Annotated in this window: 22 protein-coding genes; 10 read left to right on the top strand and 12 right to left on the bottom strand. The window is 57.8% G+C overall.

The features are described 5' to 3' along the window. Positions 1-10: 10 nt before the first annotated feature. The 3 genes from IE151_RS09215 to IE151_RS09205 all read right to left on the bottom strand — a co-directional run bounded on the left by IE151_RS09215 (position 11) and on the right by IE151_RS09205 (position 3,250). The gene (locus tag IE151_RS09215) at positions 11-577 is read right to left on the bottom strand and encodes a DUF6101 family protein (protein ID WP_189489698.1); all 567 of its coding nucleotides are present in this window, start codon (positions 575-577) and stop codon (positions 11-13) included. A 282-nt stretch (positions 578-859) separates the two neighbouring features. Then, positions 860-2,269, bottom strand: a complete 1,410-nt coding sequence (locus IE151_RS09210; RefSeq protein WP_189489697.1) for an FAD-binding oxidoreductase — start codon at positions 2,267-2,269, stop codon at positions 860-862. A 21-nt stretch (positions 2,270-2,290) separates the two neighbouring features. Beyond that, positions 2,291-3,250, bottom strand: coding sequence for an L-threonylcarbamoyladenylate synthase (locus tag IE151_RS09205; RefSeq protein WP_189489772.1), 960 nt, complete (start codon positions 3,248-3,250; stop codon positions 2,291-2,293). Positions 3,251-3,399: 149 nt separating this feature from the next. Between IE151_RS09205 and IE151_RS09200 the strand changes: the two genes are divergently transcribed. Continuing rightward, positions 3,400-3,933, top strand: coding sequence for a hypothetical protein (locus IE151_RS09200; RefSeq protein ID WP_189489696.1), 534 nt, complete (start codon positions 3,400-3,402; stop codon positions 3,931-3,933). A 73-nt stretch (positions 3,934-4,006) separates the two neighbouring features. Here the strand turns inward: IE151_RS09200 and glyS are convergent, their stop codons facing one another. The 4 genes from glyS to IE151_RS09180 form a co-directional block, all read right to left on the bottom strand. After that, entirely contained in the window at positions 4,007-6,184 is a 2,178-nt protein-coding gene (gene glyS, locus IE151_RS09195; RefSeq protein ID WP_189489695.1) for a glycine--tRNA ligase subunit beta, read from the bottom strand. Next, positions 6,184-7,131, bottom strand: a complete 948-nt coding sequence (locus IE151_RS09190; protein ID WP_244636677.1) for a glycine--tRNA ligase subunit alpha — start codon at positions 7,129-7,131, stop codon at positions 6,184-6,186. The genes glyS and IE151_RS09190 overlap by 1 nt, the downstream gene beginning before the upstream one ends. A gap of 153 nt (positions 7,132-7,284) precedes the next feature. Continuing rightward, positions 7,285-9,294: a tetratricopeptide repeat protein gene (locus IE151_RS09185; protein WP_189489693.1), complete on the bottom strand. Its 2,010-nt coding sequence runs from the start codon at positions 9,292-9,294 to the stop codon at positions 7,285-7,287. Between the two features lie 131 nt (positions 9,295-9,425). After that, positions 9,426-10,442, bottom strand: coding sequence for a polyprenyl synthetase family protein (locus IE151_RS09180; protein WP_189489692.1), 1,017 nt, complete (start codon positions 10,440-10,442; stop codon positions 9,426-9,428). 174 nt (positions 10,443-10,616) lie between these two features. Here IE151_RS09180 and IE151_RS09175 point away from each other — a divergent pair, with 174 nt between their 5' ends. From IE151_RS09175 to moaB, 6 genes are all read left to right on the top strand, one after another. Further along, positions 10,617-10,850 (top strand): putative signal transducing protein, encoded by a 234-nt coding sequence (locus tag IE151_RS09175; RefSeq protein WP_189489691.1) that lies wholly within the window; start codon positions 10,617-10,619, stop codon positions 10,848-10,850. Further along, the gene (locus IE151_RS09170; protein ID WP_189489690.1) at positions 10,847-11,632 is read left to right on the top strand and encodes a tRNA1(Val) (adenine(37)-N6)-methyltransferase; all 786 of its coding nucleotides are present in this window, start codon (positions 10,847-10,849) and stop codon (positions 11,630-11,632) included. The genes IE151_RS09175 and IE151_RS09170 overlap by 4 nt, the downstream gene beginning before the upstream one ends. Before the next feature lie 79 nt (positions 11,633-11,711). Beyond that, a complete protein-coding gene (locus IE151_RS09165; RefSeq protein ID WP_189489689.1) occupies positions 11,712-12,557 on the top strand; it encodes a S49 family peptidase in 846 nt (281 codons plus the stop codon). Between the two features lie 85 nt (positions 12,558-12,642). Further along, complete coding sequence (locus IE151_RS09160) at positions 12,643-12,828, top strand: hypothetical protein (protein WP_189489688.1); 186 nt, start codon at positions 12,643-12,645, stop codon at positions 12,826-12,828. Then, positions 12,828-13,697: a 4-(cytidine 5'-diphospho)-2-C-methyl-D-erythritol kinase gene (locus tag IE151_RS09155; RefSeq protein ID WP_189489687.1), complete on the top strand. Its 870-nt coding sequence runs from the start codon at positions 12,828-12,830 to the stop codon at positions 13,695-13,697. Before IE151_RS09160 ends, IE151_RS09155 begins: the two co-directional genes overlap by 1 nt. 3 nt (positions 13,698-13,700) lie before the next feature. Then, positions 13,701-14,237 (top strand): molybdenum cofactor biosynthesis protein B, encoded by a 537-nt coding sequence (gene moaB, locus IE151_RS09150; RefSeq protein ID WP_189489686.1) that lies wholly within the window; start codon positions 13,701-13,703, stop codon positions 14,235-14,237. On the opposite strand, the gene IE151_RS09145 is transcribed toward moaB, so the two are convergent. Beyond that, the gene (locus IE151_RS09145) at positions 14,234-14,773 is read right to left on the bottom strand and encodes a glycosyltransferase family protein (RefSeq protein ID WP_189489685.1); all 540 of its coding nucleotides are present in this window, start codon (positions 14,771-14,773) and stop codon (positions 14,234-14,236) included. The two genes, moaB and IE151_RS09145, sit on opposite strands and share 4 nt — an antisense overlap. A 111-nt stretch (positions 14,774-14,884) precedes the next feature. On the opposite strand from IE151_RS09145, the gene IE151_RS09140 reads away from it, so the two are divergent. The 3 genes from IE151_RS09140 (at position 14,885) to IE151_RS09130 (ending at position 17,761) form a co-directional block, all read left to right on the top strand. Then, positions 14,885-16,039, top strand: coding sequence for a PA0069 family radical SAM protein (locus IE151_RS09140; protein ID WP_189489684.1), 1,155 nt, complete (start codon positions 14,885-14,887; stop codon positions 16,037-16,039). Between the two features lie 174 nt (positions 16,040-16,213). Next, positions 16,214-16,867 carry a ribonuclease HII gene (rnhB, locus tag IE151_RS09135; RefSeq protein ID WP_189489683.1) on the top strand — a complete coding sequence of 218 codons (654 nt, stop codon included), beginning with the start codon at positions 16,214-16,216 and terminating at the stop codon, positions 16,865-16,867. A 396-nt stretch (positions 16,868-17,263) separates the two neighbouring features. Continuing rightward, positions 17,264-17,761 (top strand): HugZ family pyridoxamine 5'-phosphate oxidase, encoded by a 498-nt coding sequence (locus tag IE151_RS09130; RefSeq protein ID WP_189489682.1) that lies wholly within the window; start codon positions 17,264-17,266, stop codon positions 17,759-17,761. A gap of 58 nt (positions 17,762-17,819) precedes the next feature. On the opposite strand, the gene IE151_RS09125 is transcribed toward IE151_RS09130, so the two are convergent. The 4 genes from IE151_RS09125 to IE151_RS09110 form a co-directional block, all read right to left on the bottom strand. Continuing rightward, a complete protein-coding gene (locus IE151_RS09125; protein WP_189489681.1) occupies positions 17,820-18,254 on the bottom strand; it encodes a hypothetical protein in 435 nt (144 codons plus the stop codon). A gap of 603 nt (positions 18,255-18,857) precedes the next feature. Next, on the bottom strand, positions 18,858-19,337 hold the full coding sequence (locus IE151_RS09120) for a F0F1 ATP synthase subunit B (protein WP_189489680.1): 480 nt from the start codon (positions 19,335-19,337) through the stop codon (positions 18,858-18,860). 12 nt (positions 19,338-19,349) lie between these two features. After that, positions 19,350-19,955: a F0F1 ATP synthase subunit B gene (locus IE151_RS09115; RefSeq protein WP_189489679.1), complete on the bottom strand. Its 606-nt coding sequence runs from the start codon at positions 19,953-19,955 to the stop codon at positions 19,350-19,352. Positions 19,956-20,035: 80 nt separating this feature from the next. After that, entirely contained in the window at positions 20,036-20,260 is a 225-nt protein-coding gene (locus IE151_RS09110; protein ID WP_189489678.1) for a F0F1 ATP synthase subunit C, read from the bottom strand. Between the last annotated feature and the right edge of the window lie 51 nt (positions 20,261-20,311).

Here is a 20,311-nt window from a genome sequence, read left to right as displayed (position 1 = left end):
AGGAGTCGGATCATCGTCTTGCGATGATCTCTCGCCCTTCCACCACAACGCGAAGCCCCAATGAGCCGGTTTTGCGGCGTGCCAGGAAACGGGGGCGCTTTTCCGCCGAGTGACGACGCTTGCGCCGCTCATAGCCGGGATGCAGGCTTATTTCCATCTGCATGGTCTCTTCGAGCGAACGAGCAATGCCGTCTGACTCGATCAGGAGCATCGGCAGTTTCAGCATGTCAGACCAGGCGCGCCAGTCGCCAGCAACATCACCCAGATCGTTTGCAATAAGCAGCGGCACGCAAAGTGACGCGTCTTCATGCAATAGTTCCAACGTCACGGTTACGAAGCCGTTCTCATCCTCGATGGCGCGCGCAGCGACGCCCTGGAAGGCGTGGAACGGCAGCATGATCGTAACCGGCAGGCGGCTGCGATCGAGCAGGCGACGAATACGCGCCCCACGATGATCAACCGTAAAGGTCACGTCCCCGGCTTCGCCCCGCAGCGAATAGCTTGTGGCCTGAGGCAGTTCCCACGGATCCAGTCGCAGATTGCCTTCAGCCCAAACCGGTTTCAAACCCATCGTCATCTCTGTCGCCTTCCCTGCACGGGACGGTGGTTTGCGCCACACGTCCGTTCAATGTTTCGAGGACTTTGAGATGATGATTCATCTTCTGCCTCGACATCCCTGTTTTGCCTTCGTTTTGAAGACTTTCGGATCGGTTTTCCGATCTCGGCATGTGAGGGAATTTAGAGGAGGCTGTATTCCAGACGGCTTAAAAAGCTCGGTTAAAAAAGACTGACTTTTCCATTGGTTAGCAAAGGTTTGCTGGAGAGAGATTCAGCAAGTTTTTGCTAACCTTGAACTCGATCAAATTACCTTGCCAGGATTCATGATTCCATTGGGATCCACGGCGTCCTTGATGGCGCGCATCAGGGCAATTGCGGGAGCCGGCGCGGTCGCGGCCAGCTCCTCGCGCTTCATTTGACCAATACCATGCTCGGCGGAAATCGAACCGTTGAAGCTGCGAACCACCCTGTGGACAGCGTCATTCATCTGGCGATAGAGCGCAAGAAACCCCTTCGTATCTGATCCGACCGGCTGCGAAACGTTAAAGTGTAAGTTGCCATCCCCCATGTGCCCGAAAGCAGCCAATCGCGCATCGGGGCAGACGCTTTGAACGGCGGCAGCGCCTTGCTCAATGAAAGCCGGGATTTTTGAAACGGGCACGGAAATATCATGCTTGATCGACCCGCCTTCGCGCTTTTGCACATCCGAGAGCTCCTCGCGCAAACGCCAGAACTCCTTCGCCTGCGCTAGGCTCGCCGCAATCGCTGCATCTTCGACAACGCCGCTTTCAAATGCCTCCTCAAGAATTTCCTGCATCAGCTGATCGGCATCATCCTGCGAACGACCCGACGAGATTTGCATCAGCACATGCCATGCATGCTCACCTTCCAGCGGCGCGCGTGCGCCTTCAAGGTGGCGGATCGCGAAGGAGAAAGCCACGTCAGCCATGAGCTCGAAACCTGTGAGCGCCGAGCCTGCACGTTGCTCAGCCAGATTGAAGAGAGCAAGCGCCGCCTGAGGGCTATTCACCCCCACCCAGGCCGCACCTTTACCTTTTGGCTTCGGAACAAGCTTGAGCACTGCGCCTGTGATGATGCCGAGCGTACCTTCCGCCCCGATGAAGAGGTTTTTCAGATCATAGCCGGTATTGTCTTTCTTCAGCTTGCGCAGATCATCCAGTACCGTGCCATCCGGCAGCACCACTTCGAGACCCAGGCATAGTTCGCGCGCATTGCCATAAGCCAGTACCGCCGTGCCCCCAGCATTGACGGAAAGATTCCCACCGATCTGACATGATCCTTCGGAAGCCAGAGAGAGCGGGAAAAGAAGCCCTGCATCATCCGCCGACTGCTGAATATTCTGGAGCAGAACGCCGGCATCCACGGTCATCGTTCTGCCTGCTCCGTCAATCTCGCGGATACGATTGAGCCGGGCGAGCGACAGAACAACCTGACTGCCGTCGCTGCTCGCCATCTGTCCGCCGACCAAGCCAGTATTGCCGCCCTGCGGCACGATCGGTGTCCTCGTTTCGTTGGCAAGGGCGAGAATGCGGCTGACTTCCTCTACCGTCCCGGGGCGCAGGACCAGCGACGGAGAACCGCCGAAAAGCCCTCTCGGTTCGGTGGCATAAGAGACCATATCGGCAGGGGCATCAATCAGATAAGCGTCCCCGACGATGGCGCGGAAACGCTCCTTGAGATTCCCATCCATGTATTCCCCCCTCGTTTTTATCTATTCATTGCGTGGCGCAGCAGCACGCGCCAACCTGTCATTAATCGCTTCACCGAGCCCGTGCATCGGCACAGGTGTAACGGCGATCATAGAAGCGCCACTTGCGTCAAGTTCGCGCATATAGCTGAAGAGATTGGCGGCTGCTTGGGCCAGATCGCCACTTTCGGATAGATTCCGGACTGCAAGCGCGCGGTCGCTTCCCACAACGATTTCTGTCCCGAACGCCAGCAGCGCCTCGTCCTCCCCCACCTCGGCAGCGTTCAAGCGCAACGCAGCATTCGGTGCATAATGGGATTTCATCATACCTGGTGCCTCGACGGCCGAGCCACCACGGCGCATAAGCGGGATGCCCGCCACGCGTTCGATTTCTTCCGCGGCGAGCCCGCCGGGCCGCAGCAGCACAGGAACACCGTTCTCAACCTTGACGATGGTGGATTCCACACCCACCGGCGTGGCACCGGCATCGATGATCAGCGGCAATCTTGCACCGAGATCTTCATTGACGGCCCGGGCTGTCGTTGGGGAGATCTTGCCTGAAGAATTAGCGCTTGGAGCAGCGATCGGACGACCAAGCTTTTCCACCAGCGCCCGCCCGAAACCGGACGGCATGCGGATGGCCACCGTCTCGAGACCGGCGGTCACCAGAGGATGAATGGCCGAGCCGCCCGCCAGATCAAGCACCAGCGTAAGCGGACCGGGCCAAAACGCATCCGCCAGTTTCAGGGATAGCGGATCGAAGTGCGCATATTGCTTTGCCATCTCGATCGACGAAACATGTGCGATAAGCGGATTGAACTGCGGGCGGCCCTTGGTCTCGAAAATCTTCGCCACCGCAACGCCATTGGTGGCATCACCCGCAAGCCCGTAGACGGTTTCCGTCGGCATGGCGACAAGTTGACCGGACTCAAGGCAATCCGCTGCCTTTTCCAATCCTGCATCTGCTGCAACGATTTGTGCCATCATGTCCGTTTTGTTCAATAATGTGTCCAAATCTGCCTATAGGCATCATTTGGAGGAAGCAAGGGCGGCATTGAAGTCGACGGGTTAAAGCCTCTTTTAACTCTTGGTTGTATTCCTGTTGTAACCGGACCTGCATATGGCTTGTTGCAATGAAACTGACGTCTTTAATCGCGCTCCTAGCGCTTGGCCTGCTTGCCACGCAAAACGCTTCGGCGGATTCGCTCGTTTATCAGGGCGCAAAGCAACCAAGCTCATCTTTCATCTATCGCGGCACGTCGCGGGAGGCCGAACTTGAGGCCCGGCGTGCAGAAGAAGAGCGCATCGCCTCCAAACAGGCGCTGAAAGAAATGCGGCCCACTACAAGCGAAATACAAACACCCGAGATTGACGCTCAGGAAACGGCCAGCACAACGCCCGAGATCACCATTGAAGAAGCACCGGCAATAGTTCGCACGGAAGACCCGATTTCGGGTCGCGAGATTCGCGAAATTCCGCTTGAGAAGCAAACTCCGGCCGAGGCTCTGGAAAGCCGCATAGCCAGTCCGGAAGCTGCTACGGAAAGCCCCGGCGCCCAGGAGTTTGAAGCTCATGCAACGACCCCGGCCGACCTGGATGACGAGGCTATCGCCACGTCGCCAACCGTTGACACAGAATCACCCGATTCCGTACCTACGGTCGAATAATCAGGCAATTCCCTGCCCTGAAATGCAAAAAACCCTCCGCGTATCGCTGCACGGAGGGTTTTTTGTTGGCCATTTATCCAGCGATCCTGGAGAAATCCGCGACCTTGCCGGTTGCAGCCGCAATGCGCTTTAGAAGCGCCAGGCGGTTAGCACGCACCCTCTCGTCCTCGGCGTTCACCAGCACCTTGTCGAAAAAGGCATCAACTGGCGCTCGAAGCTGTGCCAGTGCCAGCATGGCTCCGGAAAAATCTTCCGCGGCCAGCGTCGTCTCGACTTCTGCTTCGGCCTTTACCACAGCGTCATATAGCGCACGCTCTTCCTGTTCCGCCAACAAAGACGGCTCGACAGAGGTGGCAATGGCCGTTCCCTTCTTTTCTTCCGCAGCGAGAATATTGGCGGCGCGCTTGGTGCCCGCGAGCAGGTTCCTTCCGTCCTCCTCGTTGATGAAGACAATCAGTGCTTCAAGACGCCGAGCGATGAAGAGAAGGTTGTCGTTCTGCCCGCCTTCAGCCGAAAGAACGGCGTCGATGGCGTCATGCCGCGCGCCCTGATCCTTCAGGTAAACCTTGAGACGGTCGTGGAAGAAGGAAAGAAGGTCGGCCACCACTTCGTTGGCGGCGCCTACGGCTTTATCTGCAACAGATGCGAAAGCGTTTGACGCGAGTGTCGAAAGTTCAATGCGAACGTCGCTCTCAAGGATCAAACGAATGATACCCAGCGCCGCGCGACGCAGGGCATAGGGATCTTTCGAACCCGTCGGCTTTTCGTCGATTGCCCAGAAGCCGAACAGAGTGTCTAGCTTGTCGGCAAGTGCAACAGCAACCGATACCGGATCGTGCGGCACTGAATCGGTCGGGCCTTGCGGCTTGTAATGCTCTTCAATGGCAGCAGCAACGCGCACGTCTTCACCCTGAAGAAGGGCGTATTTGCGGCCCATAACGCCCTGCAGTTCCGGGAATTCGCCGACATTCTCCGTTTGCAAATCGGCTTTGGCGAGTATTGCAGCGCGCACGGCCAGTTCGACATCGGCACCGACGATCGGTGCCAGTTCACGCGCCAGCGTGATAATGCGTTGCACACGCTCGCCTTGGGTGCCCAGTTTCGCATGAAAGGTCACGCCGAGATGGTCAAGGCGGGCCATGCGCTGGTCGAGCGGCTTCTTAGCGTCCAGGCCAAATTTTTCGAAGCTCGCCGCGAAGCTCATCAGATCAGGCAGATCGTGCTGATCCGTCTCCCAGAAGTAGAGCGCGTCGGACAGACGGGCGCGCACCACGCGGCCATTGCCGTGCGCGATTTCGGCGCCGCCATCCTTCGCCTCGATATTCGAGGTAATGATGAAATGATTGGAGAGCCCTTCGGTCTCTCCGCTCTTTCGCGTGACGAAACATTTCTGATTGGCGCGGATGGTAAGGCGAATGACTTCGGCCGGAATTTGAAGAAAGCTCTCCTCGAATTCCCCCATCAGCACGACCGGCCATTCCACGAGATCGGATACTTCCTCGAGAAGGCCTTCATCCTCAACAACTTCGAGGCCGCGTGCAAAGGCCAGATTTGCGGCGTCCGTGCGAATAATCTCCTTGCGGCGCTCGGCGTCGATCACCACCTTGGCAGCCTCGAGCTTCGCGGCATAATCGTCGAAGCGTCTGACGACGATTGCATCCGGCGCATGGAAGCGGTGGCCATAAGTGACATTGCCCGACGAAATTCCCTCGACCTCGAACGGCACGACGACAGGCTCGGAAGTTTCGGGGCCGAAGGTGCAGACGATTGATTGCAGTGGGCGCACCCAGCGCATCGCACCGGGTCTCGCCGAATTTTTGCCCCAACGCATCGACTTCGGCCACGAGAAGTTGCGAATTACCGAAGGCATGAGTTCAGCAATGATTTCCTCCGCATCACGCCCCGGCGTACGGATATGAGCGACATAGAATTCACCCTTCTTCGGGTCGGTATGCACATGCGCTTCGGAAACGTCTGAAAGGCCCGCCGAGCGCAGGAAGCCGGCGATCGCCCCTTCCGGTGCCTTGGTACTGGGACCCTTGCGATCTTCCACCACGTCGCGGGAGCGCGCCGATACGCCGCGCACATCCAGCACAAGCCGGCGCGGTGTCCAGTATTCGCGCGCGGCCTCATAAGTCAGGCCCGCTTCAACCAGACCGTCAGTGACGGCTTTTTTCAGATCACCGGCTGCCTTGCGTTGCATGCGCGCGGGAATTTCCTCGGAGCGGAGTTCAAGAAGAAGATCGGGCATCAGTTCGCCTCCGCCAGCTTGTAATTCATTCCACCCGCATCGGTCTTCATGAAGGCCTCGCCGCAAGCCCGGGCAAGGTCGCGTACGCGGCCAATATATCGGGCGCGTTCGGTAGGCGATATGACTCCGCGAGCGTCGAGAAGGTTGAAGAGATGCGAAGCCTTGATGCACTGGTCATAGGCCGGAAAGACGAGCTGGTGCACGCCACCCTCTTCCTTCGGTTCACCGGCCGTCAGCAGGGTGCGGCACTCCTTTTCCGCATCGTTGAAATGGGAAAGCAGCATGTCCGTATTCGCGTATTCGAAATTGTGACGCGAATACTCCTGCTCGGCCTGCAGAAAAACTTCTCCGTAAGTGACCTTGGCATCGCCCTCGCCGCCGTTGAAATTCAGGTCGTAGACATTCTCGACGCCCTGCACATACATGGCGAGCCGTTCCAACCCGTATGTCAGTTCTCCTGCAACGGGTGAGCATTCAATACCGCAGACCTGCTGAAAATATGTAAACTGCGAGACTTCCATACCGTCGCACCAGCATTCCCAGCCCAGCCCCCAAGCTCCAAGCGTCGGACTTTCCCAGTCATCCTCAACGAAACGGATATCGTGCAGAAGCGGATCGATGCCTATCGCCTTCAGGGAACCGAGATAAAGCTCCTGTAGATTGGACGGGTTCGGTTTCAGGATGACCTGATACTGATAATAATGCTGCAAGCGGTTGGGGTTCTCGCCGTAACGGCCATCCTTCGGGCGGCGCGAGGGCTGCACATAAGCTGCGTTCCACGGCTTCGGCCCGAGGGCACGCAAGGTGGTTGCCGGATGGAAAGTCCCCGCACCCACTTCCATGTCATAGGGCTGCAGGATGACGCAGCCCTTTTCGGCCCAGTAGTTGTGCAGGGTCAGGATCAGGCCCTGAAACGAGCGCTTCGGGTCGGACGAGAATTCAGCCAATGCCGTATCCTTTGCGAGATCGGTTGTTCGACGTCGCAAGCCGTCTTGGAGTGAGCAAAGCATTGCGTGCCGGAGGTTTGCATCCCTCTAGCGCATCGATCCCAAAAGAAAAAGGCCCGGATGTACCGAGCCTTGTCAGGATGCAAAAAAGAATCAGTTTGCGGGGGGCATCACGAGACGCTGGCCAGGCACGATACGGTTCGGATCGCCTTTCAGAACGGGATTGAGCTGCAATATATCGCGATAGCGATTTCCGTCGCCCAGGCGCTCATCGGCAATGGACCAAAGTGACTGCCCCGGCTGCACCTCATAATCGGACGCATCCACCACCGGTGCCGTCGTTGCAGAGACAGGCTGTGCCACTGGCGCAGGTGTCTCTGGCGTTGAGGCCTGAGCGGTCTCGACTGGCTCCGGCGCAGGCTCCGCCTCGACTCGTTGCGGCTCTTCCGGTTTACTCTCCTCGGCGGGCATGCCTTCCTTCAACTTCTTCTCGACCTGTTCGAGCAGCTCGGGTTCCGGCTCCAGATCGCGGGCATGCGACCACTGGAACCGTGCTTCGAGCCTGCGCCCCACCTTCCAGTAGGCGTCGCCCAGATGATCGTTCAGGGTCGGGTCCTCCGGCATGAGGGAGACCGCCCGTTCCAGTTCGCGCACGGCATCGTCATATTGGCCAAGCTTGTAATATGCCCAGCCAAGCGAATCGACGATATAGCCATCACTCGGGCGCAGATCGACCGCTTTGCGGATCAGCTCCATGCCTTCTTTCAGGTTCATGTTCTTGTCGATCCAGGAATAGCCAAGATAATTCAGAACCTGAGGATGATCCGGCGAGAGCTTCAGCGCCTGGTGGAAGTTTGGCTCGGCCTTGTCCCACTGTTTCAGGCGTTCGTAGGCGATGCCGCGCTGGAAAAAGAGGTTCCAGTCTTCGGCTTTCGGTTCGCCGATGGCAGAAACTGCCTTTTCGTAGATCTTTGCGGCCTCGGCAAAATTCTTGTCCGACGCATAGATACTGCCGATGGCGAGATAAGCCTGCAAATCTTTCGGCGAGGCCTGAATCACCTTCTGCAACTCGCTGATGGCACGCTCTTTCTCCTCCATGTCGGCGAGATTGAGCGCCTCCTGCAAACGCGCGATGCGCTTGAGCGGTGAGTTCTCATTGATGCGTTCGTAGAAGGCAACGGCATCGGCATGCTTGCGCATTTGTTCCGAAGCGAGTGCCATTTCGAACAAGGCAGCGTCATTATCCGGCTGGAGATGCAGCGCAAGCTGGAGATAGATGCGGACGAAAGCTTCGCCGCCGCCGCGATTGAGAGCGCTACCAACATTGACCAGGGTTTCGGCTGCGCCTGCCAGAGGGTCTTTGACCGTGCGATCCGGGACATCCCCACGGGTGATCTGATCACGAATAGTGTCGGTGGACGGACGGCCCGTATAAAGTTCGGCGATACGATCGAGGATCTTGTTGGCCTCGTCCTTCTTGCCCTCGCGCGTCAGGAAACCGGCATAGGCTTCTGCTGCTCGCAGCCACGTCTGCGGTGCTGCACCACCACCTGGAAGATTATCCACCGTCTGGCGAAAAGCCTCATCAGCAACATCCTTGCGGCCCGCGAGATCGGCCATAAGCGCACGATGATAGGTCACGAATAGCTGCGACCATTCCGGCCCTCGCAGCTCCTGCAACTGGTCGAGACCGGCCTGCGCGCCATCCTTGCCATAGCGCGCCCAAGCGGTCATCAGCCCGGTAATCATCTGATCCAGGTCGGATTCCAGCGTCAGCTTGAGCCAATACTCGGCCTTCTGATAATCGCCTGCCTTGAAATCCTGAACGGCCAGAACCAGCCGCGAAAAACGTTCTACTTCCGGCACTTCCTTCAGCTTTTCGGCATAGGGAAGCGCCTCCGCGATCTTGCCATTGGAGATCAGCGACAGGAGCAGGCTCTGCTCTATATCCTTGTTGCCCGGTGCGAAATCGAGCGCACGCTCATAGTAGCGCGCGGCAAGATTGAGATCATTATCGATCTCTGCAGAGCGTCCGGCCAGAAATGCACCTGAAAAGGAATTTACCTCTACCGGCGGCTGCGCATCCTGCGCCGATGCCAAGGCGCTTCCCGCCAGGAGCAAAACGGCCAATCCCGCAATACGCAAATCTCGTTTCCGCGGCATTGCATTCCTTTCCGCAGTGAATCGTCTGATCTTATGTCGCAGTCAAATACAGCGTTTCATACTTGATAGAAAGCATGGCCTTTTTGGGATCAGCGATCAACCACGCAACACGTAGCCGTGACGATCTTTGATCAGACGACGCGGCTGATACAGAAATCGATCACTTCCAGCAGCGCGTCCTTTTGCGGCGTCGCATCAAGCGGTGCCAATGCATCGCAAGCAATATCGCCAAAATGACGTGCGCGTGCAATCGTGTCGCCAATTGCATTGTGCTTGGCCATCAGGGCGATGGCGTGTTCAAGCTTCGCGTCGTCGGCATTGCCTTCCTCGATGGCATCTTTCCAGAAAACACGCTCCTCGGGTGAGCCGCGACGATAGGCGAGGATCACCGGCAGCGTCACCTTGCCTTCACGAAAGTCGTCGCCGACGTTCTTGCCCAGGTCTTTGGCCGAGCCGCCGTAATCCAGCGCGTCATCGACGAGCTGGAAAGCCAGACCAAGGTTCATGCCATAGGAGCGCAGTGCAGCCTTTTCCGTCTTTGAACGATTTGCAATGACTGGCCCGACCTCGGCAGCGGCGGCGAAGAGGGCGGCCGTTTTGGCCTTTATGACGTTGAAATGTTCGTCTTCCGTCGTCTCCAGATTCTTGGCCACAGCAAGCTGCAAGACCTCGCCCTCGGCAATGACCGAAGCGGCGGTGGAGAGAATATCCAATGCCTCCAGCGAACCAACATCCACCATCATACGGAAGGCCTGACCGAGCAGGAAATCACCTACCAGAACGCTCGCCTGATTACCCCAGATCATGCGCGCCGTGCTCTTGCCGCGACGCAAATCGCTTTCATCGACGACATCATCATGCAGAAGCGTCGCCGTGTGCATGAACTCGACGCTGGTGGCGAGCTTGACATGGTGATCGCCCTGATAGCCGAACATCTGCGCAGCAGCGAGCGTCAGCATCGGGCGCAGGCGCTTGCCGCCGGACGAAATCAGATGATTGGCAACTTCCGGAATCATTGCGACATCGGATCCCGCCTTTGACAGGATAAGTTCATTGACGGCGCCCATGTCGGCGGCTGTCAGCTCGATAAGGTTGCGGATCGACGCCGATCCCTTCTTTCCCTCGTCCAGATTGACGACAACACCCACGACATGCTCCTTGCCTTGCCTTTCGGCAGCTCATTCCAACTTGAAGGCGATACTATTCAGCCATTTCAGAAGGGCAATAGACCAATTGCCGCCCCAAGGAAACTTCCAAGCTGCCCAAAACATTGATACGGATCATTCAATCGAGCGGTTTGTCGCTTCAAGGAGACTATCACGATGCAGGAACTGATACGCACCAATGACGCAGTCGTGATTTCCTTTGTAGAATCCCTATTGCGCGACTCCGACATTCAACATCTCACTGTCGATCAGAACATGAGTGTTCTGGACGGCTCGATCGGCGTGTTACCGCGGCGTATTCTCGTCGCCGATGACGCGCTAGCGCAAGCCCAACGCCTTTTGGCGGATGCGGGGATCGGTAACGAGCTGAGCGACCGCAACACGCAATGACGACCGAAACCCTCGACGCATTTCATCGCGGCGGCTTTTATCTGATCCAGCCGAAAGGCCGGGGCCATCGTGCCGGCATGGATGCCATGATGCTTGCGGCGCTCGTGCCATCGGCCTTTGCCGGGCACTTGATGGATTTCGGCGCTGGCGCCGGTGCGGCTGGCCTTGCCGTGCTGCAGCGATGCGCGAGCGCAAGCGCGACGCTGGTCGAACGCGATGCCGAAATGGCCGAATTTGCGCGACGTTCGTTACAGCTACCTGAGAATGCGCATCTGCGAGAGCGTGCCGCAGTCCTCGAAACCGATCTCGGTTTGCGCGGCAAGATGCGCGTTGCAGCGGGATTGACGGATCACAGCGCCGATTTCGTCATCATGAACCCTCCCTTCAACGAAAACTCCGACCGGGCAACACCTGATCCGCTCCGCAAGGGCGCGCATGTCATGGAAGCTGGCCTCTTTGAGACCTGGCTGCGTTCGGCGCGGGCGGTGTTGCGGCCGTCCGGCGAGATTGGCCTGATCGCCCGACCTTCCTCCCTGGGTACGATTCTTGCCGCTATGGAAAGCCGTTTCGGCGCAGTGCGCATCGTGCCGGTGCACCCTTCGCGCGCTGAAACCGCCATTCGCATTCTCATCCGCGCAAAAAGTGGCTCGAAGGCGCGGTTGTCGCTCGAGCCGCCTCTGATCCTGCGCGATGGCAGCGAGCGCTCCGTTCTGTCCGGTCTGCCGGTCGAGGAGAGAGCCGACCAGCTCGCTAACGGATACATCTCACTCTTTGGTGATTGATTATCTGCATATACGGACTCTTCCGATTCCCGCCGCATTGCCTACATAGTCCTCGTGATCGAGATATGAGGAGACACTCTTGAAGAAGCTTGTGAAGCGCTTTTTGCCAAGATCGATGCGCGGTGAAGAGGTTACCATTCCGGTGGTGCGACTCGAGGGAGCCATCATGAGCGGTGGCAATCGGCTTCGTCCGTCGCTTTCCATGGCAAGCGTTGCGCCGCTTCTGGAAAGGGCGTTCGCTTACAAGGGTGCGCCGGCTATTGCCCTTGCCATTAATTCGCCTGGAGGTTCGCCCGTACAGTCGCGCTTGATCTACCAGCGCATCCGCGATCTTGCCCTTGAGAAGAACAAGGCCGTTTACGTCTTTGTCGAGGACGTCGCTGCGTCCGGAGGGTACATGCTGGCACTGGCTGGCGACGAGATAATCGCGGATCCATCCTCTATCGTCGGCTCGATTGGCGTAATATCCGCCTCCTTCGGTTTCCAGAATGCGCTGTCCAAACTCGGGATCGAGCGCCGCGTGCATACGTCGGGCGAGAACAAGTCGATTCTCGATCCCTTCAGCCCGGAAAAGGCCGAGGATGTCGAGCATCTGAAGGCGCTTCAAGCCGACATTCACCAGACCTTCATCAATATGGTCAAGGAGCGGCGCGGGGCAAAGCTTGCCCAGGATCCCGATCTTTTCACCGGCCTGTTCTGGACGGGCGAGAAGACCAGAACGCTTGGCCTCGTCGACGATTTCGGCACGATGCGCGGCTTCCTGAAAGCGCGCTATGGCTCCAGAACCGAGCTGAAGCTTATCACTGAAAAGCGCGGTCTGTTCGGACGCAGACTTGGCGTTTCGACGGGCTTCGGCACCGCGGTAGCCGACGGGCTGATTTCGGCAGCGGAGGAACGCGCACTTTGGAACCGCTACGGGCTTTGAGCTTTCGCGCCTGATATGGTCTTGACCCGGCGGTTATGATATTTGCTCTATTCCGCCAGTTCTCATGTTTTGGAGACGCCTTGTGATGCCGCATCTTTTCGTATTCGCCGCTGTGGGAGCCGTGGCTTTCTGGGGCTACAAGAAGATGATCTCGCAGGCCGAGAAGGTCAATGAACGGCTGCGCCGCGCCGAACGCGAACAGCAGACCGGCTCACACGGCACGCTGGTCTACGACCCGAAGACCGGCGAATATCGCGTTCCCCAGGACTAATGACTTTGCACGCGCCTTCTTTCACCATCGCTTCTGCCGCCAAGATCAATCTGGCGTTGCACATTACGGGCCAGCGTGAGGACGGGTACCACCTGTTGCATTCGCTCGTCGCCTTCACCGATATTGGCGACCTCCTGCACGTCGCCACCGCCCCCGATCATGATTTTCGGATAGAAGGGCCGTTTGGCGAGAGCCTGCCGCTTGATGCGGGGAACCTCGTCGTCAGGGCGCGCGAGAAACTGTTGACGCTTTATCCAGGTCTGCGCACATTGCGTCTTTCCCTGGAAAAGAACCTGCCGGTTGCATCCGGAATAGGCGGAGGATCCGGCAATGCAGCGGCCGCACTGCGCGCTTATCAGACGCTGCATCCAGAAGTCGAAACCGCCCATGTAGAGACAATTGCGCGGTCGCTTGGAGCCGACGTGCCGATGTGTCTTGCGCAAGTGCCGGCAATCGCATCCGGCATCGGCGAAGAATTGGTCGCAATCAAGAATCTGCCGGTCTTGCATATCGTCATGGTCAATCCCGGCATCGAGATCTCGACGCCTGCCGTCTATCGCGCCCTCTCCTCAAAGGTGAACCCGCCTCTGTCCCCTCTTCCCGATGATCTCGCGCTGGGCTCTTTCCTCGACTGGCTGGGAGAGCAGCGCAATGATCTTCAGGCACCGGCACTCGAAATTGCGCCGGGCATTGCGCCCTGCCTTGTGGCGCTGCGCGACGGGGGCGCTCGCCTTGCCCGTATGTCTGGCTCAGGCGCCACGTGCTTCGGCATATTTTCAACCGCCGATGAGGCAAGGCAGACTGCCGACGCCATCGCGCTCGCGAATCCCACATGGTGGGTACGCGCCGCCAGGACACTCGATGATTGAGCCATGAACGAACGCCGCTTCATCCCCGTTTCAATCGCCGTTCTCACCATCTCCGACACACGTACGCTTGACGACGACCGTTCCGGTGACGCACTCGTTGCGCGCATAAACGAAGCAGGTCACAAGCTCGCCGCTCGCGCGATCGCGCCCGACGATATTTCCGCTATCCGGGCGAAGGTTCAAGCGTGGATAGCAGATAGCGGCCCAGACGTAGTGATCACCACCGGCGGCACAGGCTTTACTGGCCGCGACGTCACTCCGGAAGCGCTGGAGCCTTTGTTTACCAAACGCATGGAAGGATTTTCCTACGCTTTTCATCGAATTTCCTACGAAAAAATCGGGGCCTCGACCGTGCAATCGCGTGCAACTGCGGGACTAATAGGCACTACCTTCGTATTCTGTCTCCCCGGTTCGCCCAGCGCCTGCCGTGACGGCTGGGACGGCATTTTAAAGGACCAGCTCGACTATCGTCACAAGCCCTGCAACTTCGTCGAGATCATGCCGCGATTGGATGAACATCTGCGGCGCTTAAAAGTTTAGTTTCCAGATGCCGCAGGTCGCTTTCTCATTTCTGCGACAGCCGGTTTTCTGCTTTCCCCTTCGGCAGGTACGATAGTCGCCGCTATCGAGAGGCGCGCGCCACGCGCAATCACCTCAAAGCCCTTTTCCGCCTGCTCCATGGCCCGGCGACGCTTCACCAGAAGGCCAAAGGCCAGCGGCCTGCGCAGGAATCGCAGCCCCAAATTGCCCCACCAGCGTTCATGCCGGAACGATGCCGTTTCACAAGCCGACGCCATGTGCAGCGATAGCGCCTGCACCCACCCCTCGCCCGGAATCGCACCCGCTTCCAGAACCAGTAACCATTCGCCCCGCATCGCAGCAGCGATTTCAGCCGGCCTGTTCTTCATGAGCATACAGCCCGCCTGATCGGCCACCTCCAGCGAGGCTGCCTCCAGCCCTTCGTCGATGACGAAGGCCTCGCATATCACACCCTCCAGGACCCCCTCGACCAGCACGGCGAGCGTGCGGGCAAGAGCCTCTGGATCATCGGCAGGAACAACAACGACACTCAGCATGGCCTATCGGTAACCTAGCATGTCTGGCCTCGCAAGAAAATATAAAGTTCTTGCTATGTTCTCTTTTTGATCCTAATGGTATGAAAATGAGAACATGTCCGGAGGCAGGAAATGGATCAGATTTCGCGTGCGGATGCGGCAGCTTTTTCCGAAGGCCGGACGGCGCTTGCCAATGCCATTGTCGAGGGTGGGGCTGTGCGCATTCAGGTGGATCGGCGGCGCGGGCGCGCTGCTGCCATCAATCCAAGCGGGCGGTATGAACCGATCAGCCATCATATATTCGACGATGGGTGGGACAGCCTGGAGGAACTACCTCCCTTCAAGACCGAGGTGCAGACGGAAAACCCGCGCAGCATCATCAGCCGCAATGATTCGCCGGATATTTCCTTCGACCGTTCGATCAATCCCTATCGCGGCTGCGAGCATGGTTGCGTCTACTGTTTCGCGCGCCCGACACACGCCTATATGGGCATGTCCCCGGGGCTGGATTTCGAATCGAAGCTCTTTGCCAAGCCGAATGCGGCCAAGCTTCTGGAAAAAGAGCTGGCACGCTCCTCCTATGAGCCCAGGACCATCGCCATCGGAACGAATACCGATCCTTACCAACCGATCGAGAAACAGTATCGCATCATGCGCGAAGTACTCGAGGTGCTCGAGGCCTTCGATCATCCGGTCGGTATTGTTACGAAGTCGACGCTGATCCTGCGCGACCTGGATATTCTGGGACGTATGGCAGAAAAAGGGCTGGCGAAGGTCGCGTTGTCGGTGACGACGCTCGACCGCACCCTGGCACGCACGATGGAGCCGCGTGCCTCGACACCATCGCGCCGGCTTGACGCCATCCGCCAGCTTAACGAGGCGGGTATTCCCGCTTCAATCATGGTCGCGCCGATCATTCCGGGGCTGAATGACCACGAAATCGAAAAGATTCTCGATGCCGCGCGCGCAATGGGAGCGCTCAATGCTGGCTATGTACTTTTACGCCTGCCGCTCGAGGTCAGCCCGATCTTCAAGGATTGGCTGTTGCGCCATTATCCTGACCGCTATCGGCACGTGCTGTCGCTGCTTCGCTCAATGCGCGGTGGCAAGGACTACGACGCTGAATGGGGCAAGCGCATGCGTGGTGAAGGTCCCTATGCCTGGCAGATTGGTCGTCGTTTCGAGATTGCGGCCCGCAAGCTCGGTTTCAACAAGGACCGCACGAAGCTTCGGACCGACCTATTCCGCCGTCCTGTTCAGCAAGGGGGGCAACTCAGCCTTCTCTGATCCTGGTCTCTTGTGACCAAAACCTTGCGGCCGATGTGACGAATGATCGCCGCCTGTACTCGTCCCAAAGTGCGATCATTGCCGCCGTCAGATCTGGCCGGATGTGCCTCGCAAGTTCCCCAAATTCTTGCGAGGGACTTGCGGAGAATCGGGGTGACGTGCGAGTTTGCCGCAATGGCTCGAACATCTCCCGATTCTCCGCTCCTCTTCGACGAGGTGCTCGTTCCCGACTTCTCGATAGAGAAAGCGGCAATAGACGCTGGCCATTTTCCAGTAGCAGGGACAGACGAGGCGGGGCGCGGCCCACTTGCGGGGCCGGTCGTGGCAGCAGCCGTCATTCTCGATCCGCGGAACATTCCTGATGGCCTCAACGATTCCAAGAAGCTGACATTGAAAGCCCGCGAAGCACTTTTCGATTTGATCGTAACGAGTAGCCTTGCCGTTTCCTTTTCCTCTATGAGTGCCGAGACCATAGACCGCGTCAATATTCTGCGCGCCAGCCTGGAGGCCATGCGGCGCTCCGTTCTGGCACTGTCGATTGCACCGAAACTTGTGTTGGTCGACGGGCGCGATCACCCGCCGCGGCTGCCCTGCGAGAGCCGTCCGCTCATCAAAGGCGATGCGCGGTCGCAATCTATCGCAGCTGCCTCGATTGTGGCCAAGGTCATGCGCGATCGCATCATGGCAGGATGCGGAAATCATCACCCCGTCTATGGCTTCGAGACGCATGCCGGCTACGGCACCGTTCGGCACCGGCAGGCAATTCTGGAAAGCGGCGCGCTGGTACGTATTCATCGCATGACCTTCGCCCCACTCAAAAGCGCCTGACTTTTAGCCAATGAAATAGCACGACGGAGGATGGCCGAAAATTCAGCTACCAGCTACCATGGTCTGGCATCTTGAAGAGGACACAAGAGAGTATCCTCTAACTGCCTTCGGCGTGCTTATGAGCAAATACTGCGTCTTGCGCATATCATTCAGAGGCAGCCAGCCTCCCAGCCGTCCCGGCGCCGTTCCCCATGCGGGATTGTCAGCAAACAGATCTGAGGAAAGTGAACCTGGCTCTCCCGGCCCTCGCGTACCCGCAAGAGAATTGGATCAAATAATACGGCCCCAGGACCTGCTTTCTCACCAGATTCAAGTCGAACAGAGATGTTCATTCTTGCACCAAAACCAGGTTGCCTGACATAGAAGTACTATTTCGTCAGTTGATGGAGGAAGGACATGAAGGCGATCACGCCCCGAAGCATCGAGATCAATCCGGAGGCCGCCCGTCCCATCGACGCGATCAAAGTCGCCAAGGACCTGCTTTTCAGCGCAAAGGTGGCAGCACTTGCCACTCTCGACCCGAGCGGCTTTCCCTACAGCACCGTGACGAACCTGCTGATCGACGCCGAGGCAATGCCTGTCCTGTTCATGGCCCGGCTTTCCCTGCATGCGCGGAACATCGAAGCCGACCCGCGAGTGTCGATTACCGTTGCCGATTATGCAAGCGACGTGATGGTGACACCACGCCTGACATTGTCGGGCCATGTCGAGTTGATCAGCGGGCCCGACCTTGCGTCGTTCAAAGACGCCTATGCAGAGCGTTTTCCGAAGTCGAAGCTCTATCTCCAGCTGCCCGATGCTTTACTTTATCGTTTGTACATCGAAGCCGTACAGCTCAATGGAGGGCCGGCACGCAATGCAAACAAGATCACTCCGCAAGATTTGAGGAGCTGAAAACGGGCTTCACGAGCGGACGGCCACTCCAACTCCCCTCCGGTCAGGACGGTTGCTTTCAAAGAAGGCATTCAAAGGGAGCCGTATCGAACCTGACCTGTTCGACGCCTTCCAGTTCTATATGCACGTTATGCGCATAGCCTGGCAGCGACGTAATCAGCGTATACTGACCAGGTTCCCGAACAATCTTCAGCTCAGTGGCATTCAGATGCACGCTTGCAACGTCATCGCCAGCCATTCCATAAATCAGCAGAACGGTCTCGGCATTGGCGGGGGGGAATATCTCGAAACGGTCATTTCCGCTCCCTCCCATTGCAATCGCATATGCGTCGTCCATGACAAAAAGAGCGACTTCATCCAGCGATATTTCGCTTTCATGAGAGGCGACCTTCGGGTGCTGATAGGTAGCGAAGGGCATTTCCTTAAACCCGCTGGGAAGCGTGTAGATGCTTTCCATTGAATGTTTGGGTGTAACAAATTCCGTAGCGGCCAAGGCAAAGCTCCAACTAATATTGTGTCATTGAGAGCTTCACATAAGATTTAGGCCATAGCCGCGCTATCCGCAGTTATAACGGTGTCCTTGAGGCAGATTCCTTCGGCAACTTCCATTGCATGCGCTGGCGCCGCCACGGCTCTCGCCGCGCGGTTGATAAGGGAGAAGATCGTCAGTTCCGGGGAAGCCGGTTCTCGCTTCCCCGGAAACTGCCGCATTTCATGAGGGGAAGAGCGCATGTGGCCCGTAATCTCATAAATTGCGTATGCTTCCACATGCGCTTTTGCAGGCCGGATGTGAAGATTGTCACGTCCCGCAGCCACCGCCCACCGGAAGATCCCGGCAGACAGCTTGCCCTCGCGCCTTCGATGCCACGGGTGCGCAACCAAAGCCCCTCGACGCGTGAGAGAGATTATCCGCCAGCCATACCCGGGTGTGGACAATTGCTGAGATCTTGCCGCGCAAGAAAACGACAAGCGCTTGAACTTGCAAAAGGAAAAGATTTCTTGGCAAGAATTTTTTCCACGTCATGAACATCTTAAGCCAAACAAAAAGCGCCGGTTGCCCGACGCTTCTTTTCGTTTCAGGTACTGCTGCGCAAGATCAGTGCAATTTGCCCTTGAGCTGTTCCAGCGAGGCTTTGAACTGCGCATCCCGACTTGTAGCATCCGAACGTTCCGCGATTACCGAGCGCGCTGCCTCAACGGCAAGCTCGACAGCATTCGAACGGACTTCGTTCACGGCATCCCGTTCGGCCTGAGCAATCTTCTGCTCTGCCATGGCGGTACGACGTGCGACATATTCTTCCGATTTCGCCTTGGCTTCTGCGGTCAGCTGTTCGGCTTCACGCTTGGCCGCAGCCACGATGTCTTCCGCGTCCTTCTCAGCCTGCTTGCGCTTGCGCTGATATTCCGCAACGAGCTGCTGCGCTTCTTCACGCAGACGGCGCGCCTCGTCGAGTTCGTTGCGAATGCGATCCGCACGCGCATCGAGCGACTTGTTAAGCATTGCCGGAGCCTTCACGTAGAAGACGATGGCGATGAAGAGGACGAGAGCGACTGTCGCCCAGAATGTTGCATCCATTGTCGTCTCTCCTTAGTTGCCTGCTGCCTTGACGGCGGCAGCAACTGCCTTGTCGTCGGCAGTAAGGCCAAGTTCTTCGACGATTGCCTTGGCGGTCTGCTCGGCGATGGTGCCGACATCCTTCAGGGCCGTTGCCTTGATCGTAGCAATCCGCGCCTCTGCCTCAGACAGCTTGGCATCAAGTGCACCTTCGACCTTCTGACGCTCGGCTTCGGCTTCGGCCTTCACGACGTCTGCCGTTTCGGTCGCGATCTTCTGCGCCTTGGCGCGTGCCTCGGCCAGTTCCTGCTCATAGGCAGCAACTGCTTCGTCAGCTTCCTGCTTCAAACGGGCAGCCTGGTCGAGATCCTGCGCGATGCGATCGCGACGAACTTCGAGGATGCCGCCGATGCGGGGAAGAACTACCTTTTTCAGGAAGAGGTAGAACAGGGTGAAGGTGATCGCGAGCCAAAGAAGCTGCGAAGGATAGGTCGTCGCGTCGAAAGGCGGGAAAACGCCTTCGTGCGCAACTTCCTGCTCGATCAGATGCTGTGGGCCTTCCGGTGCCAAAGGAACCGCCGCATCGGTATTATGAGAAGCGCCAGGCGCTTCCTGGGCGAAAACCGGTGTAACCAGCATAGAGAACCCCTGTTCAACCTCTCCGGCCGCTTAAAGAATTCAAGCGGCCGGCATATCGAAATGCTTCTCGGTCTTTGCGATTATGCGAAGAGCAGAAGGAAGGCGATGAGCAGGGAGAAGATGCCCAGAGCTTCGGTCACGGCGAAGCCGAAAACCAGACGGCCGAACTGGCCATCGGCAGCCGACGGATTGCGCAGAGCGCCCGACAGGAAGCTGCCGAAGATGTTGCCCAGGCCGAGAGCCGTACCGGCCATGCCAAAGCAAGCGAGACCTGCGCCGATGTAACGTGCTGCTTCTGCTTCCATTTCAATTACTCCTCATTGGAATCTACGATTCATGCAGAACTTTTTAGATGA

It is taken from the genome of Limoniibacter endophyticus (assembly GCF_014652835.1).
Lineage (GTDB): Bacteria > Pseudomonadota > Alphaproteobacteria > Rhizobiales > Rhizobiaceae > Limoniibacter > Limoniibacter endophyticus.
This window is presented reverse-complemented; position numbering and strand designations above follow the sequence as displayed.